Source organism: Parashewanella sp. 2210YD4-3 (genome assembly GCF_056591735.1).
This window is the reverse complement of the sequence record NZ_JBWQOG010000024.1, coordinates 1-2,293: the sequence shown is the minus strand read 5'-3', so window position 1 is coordinate 2,293 and position 2,293 is coordinate 1. Positions and strand designations below refer to the sequence as shown.

Annotated in this window: 4 protein-coding genes; all 4 read right to left on the bottom strand. The window is 36.3% G+C overall.

The window, feature by feature from the left end; genetic code table 11:
* Nucleotides 1-25 precede the first annotated feature (25 nt).
* Nucleotides 26-475, bottom strand: coding sequence for a DUF5412 family protein (locus tag AC1EU0_RS19125; RefSeq protein ID WP_480304368.1), 450 nt, complete (start codon nt 473-475; stop codon nt 26-28).
* A 123-nt stretch (nt 476-598) separates the two neighbouring features.
* A complete protein-coding gene (locus tag AC1EU0_RS19120) occupies nt 599-889 on the bottom strand; it encodes a hypothetical protein (RefSeq protein WP_480304367.1) in 291 nt (96 codons plus the stop codon).
* Nucleotides 890-923: 34 nt separating this feature from the next.
* A complete protein-coding gene (locus AC1EU0_RS19115) occupies nt 924-1,244 on the bottom strand; it encodes a hypothetical protein (RefSeq protein ID WP_480304366.1) in 321 nt (106 codons plus the stop codon).
* A gap of 81 nt (nt 1,245-1,325) precedes the next feature.
* On the bottom strand, nt 1,326-2,090 hold the full coding sequence (locus AC1EU0_RS19110; RefSeq protein WP_480304365.1) for a hypothetical protein: 765 nt from the start codon (nt 2,088-2,090) through the stop codon (nt 1,326-1,328).
* Nucleotides 2,091-2,293: the final 203 nt, after the last annotated feature.

Genomic DNA, 2,293 nt, shown 5'->3' with positions numbered 1-2,293 from the left:
TCGAAGTCAGAAAGATTTTTAGTGCCTATTGACTAGCAGGGGGCTCATATGTGTTAGCCATACTTGACTCAATTTCAAAGTACACCCCTGAAAAGTTATCTTGATTAAAGTAAGTTAGCTTATTTAAAGGGAAGTTGGAGAAAACTAAATGTTTATCAGATGCCCATTTTACTTTGATATTTTTGTGTAAACCTCTAACGCCTAATACCCCTCGATACGTTACTCCCGTTTTTAAATTTACAATATGAACACCAGTTTCATAATCTGTGGTTGCACCACAATTGATGTAACCTAGCTTTGCTACTTTTGTACCATCAGGTGAAACAACTTTAGAGATGTTTTCTTGCTCACAAAAATCTGGGATTAAATTGACCTCGAAATAATCCAAAACGTAATTTATAGCGGCAACGCCCATAAATAATAGGAAACAGACAGCGCTGAAATTCCAAATAAAACTCTTTAATTTTGACAACATACCTTGATACTTCTTTGTATGGCTAACGCCGCATTAACGGGCGGAAAATTGTTGGCTATAATTTGCGACGCAGGAGCAAAGCCAACGATTTTGCGTCCTGTTGAATGCCTTGTTAACTTCTATTTAGCTATTACCATTGTTGCGTTTATATGCATTCCTTCCTGCGAAAAAAGAGGCTGCAGCTATTGGAAGGCAAATAAACCCGTATGCCTTAAAGCTTTCTGAAAGACTACTCATGTCGGTGAGTAATCCAGCTACAAGCACACCAATAATTGTAGGTAAAAAGATACCAGCGACTGCATGTAAAACCTTATTCATAACTATTCCGTTTAAATTTATAGAAAGGAAGTTAACGCCCGTCTTAACAGGCAAATATTTGTTGGCTAAAATATGGAGCGCAGCGACAAAAGCCAACGAGTATTTGTCCTGTTGAAGCGCTTGTTATGTTTTACATATAAGCAACAGCTAATGGCAGAAGAAAGGATATACCTGATAGCAGAAAACCGATAATTAGTAAAATTCTTGCTGTGTCTGCTGCATCATTTAGTGTGCTATTGTTTAATTTTTTATAATGAGATTTCAATAAAAAACTACAAAATTTAAGCGAGTTTGAAACAGTGTTGTTTGTTACTAAAGAAACATTTCCTAGTTCTTTGTGTACTGTGGGATATTCAGATTTTAGTATCTTGATAATTTTATGGGTTAAAAGCATATAGACTGCTGTTACAAGGAATAGCAAGGCAATGACTAAAAGCCATAATAATTTCATGAAGTTAAAATTCCCTTTTACCTAGACGTAAAACATAACGCCCAAATCAGGTGCGCCATAGGCGTCACCTGGATTTGCTGGTTATGTGCCTGTTGATGCGTACTCAGTTCTTACAATTTCTTGTGCTTGATCAGATGCTTCGTTGGCTGTAGCAAATTCTTGTTTGTAGAAATAGAAGAATGCAACATTATATTGTGCAAGCTCAATAAAAATGAAATTGTTTGTTGAGTGAAAAAAGTGAAAATCAGGATTCGTTGTGTGTAATATGCACAATGAATTATGTCTTGAGTTCTTTGATTTTACGCTCAGTGTTTTCAAAGCGTTTCGTAAATTAGAGAACACTTTTGATGGACTCTGATCCATCGGACCTTGAAACATTGCGATAGGCATTTGCCCAATATATGGAATATAGTCAGAGCCTTGAACTCTATTTAAATTTCTTCTCAGGTCAAGAACATGAAATTTGTATTCAAGTGTTTCAAGCCAGAGAATAATTTTGTCTATATCATCATCGGAGAAATAGTTATTACGTAGATCTATTTCTTCAAATTTGTGCTTAAGGTGCCTTTCCAATTCACCAAGAATATTATTGTTGCAGTCACGACAGGCTGGAACTGTGGTTCTATTGTAAGTCTGAGCATTATTGTTTGTTGTAGTAATGAAAGTTCTTCTTGTACAACGATCATAAACCCACTGAGGAATCACATGCTCTCTTGTTAAGTTATTCGATTCACCACAAAAGACACATATATTTGTTGAGTGGTCTTCAATGATCGAATCAATAACTTGTTTTCGGTTGGCTCTTATCTTTTTTCGGAACTCAATAAGCTTACTATTTAAACTCATTCTCGAATGTTTACTCCTTGGCACATAACGCCCAGTTAACGGGCAAATGGTGTTTGGCTAAAATTTTGGAACGCAGTGACAAAAGCCAACCAGTATTTGTCCTTGTTGAAGCACTTGATACTTATTGAGCCTTCTCCCAGCTTAGCGACGAATCGCTAAGCTTTAGGCAACCAAACCAAAACAGGAGAAGACTCAATGAGATT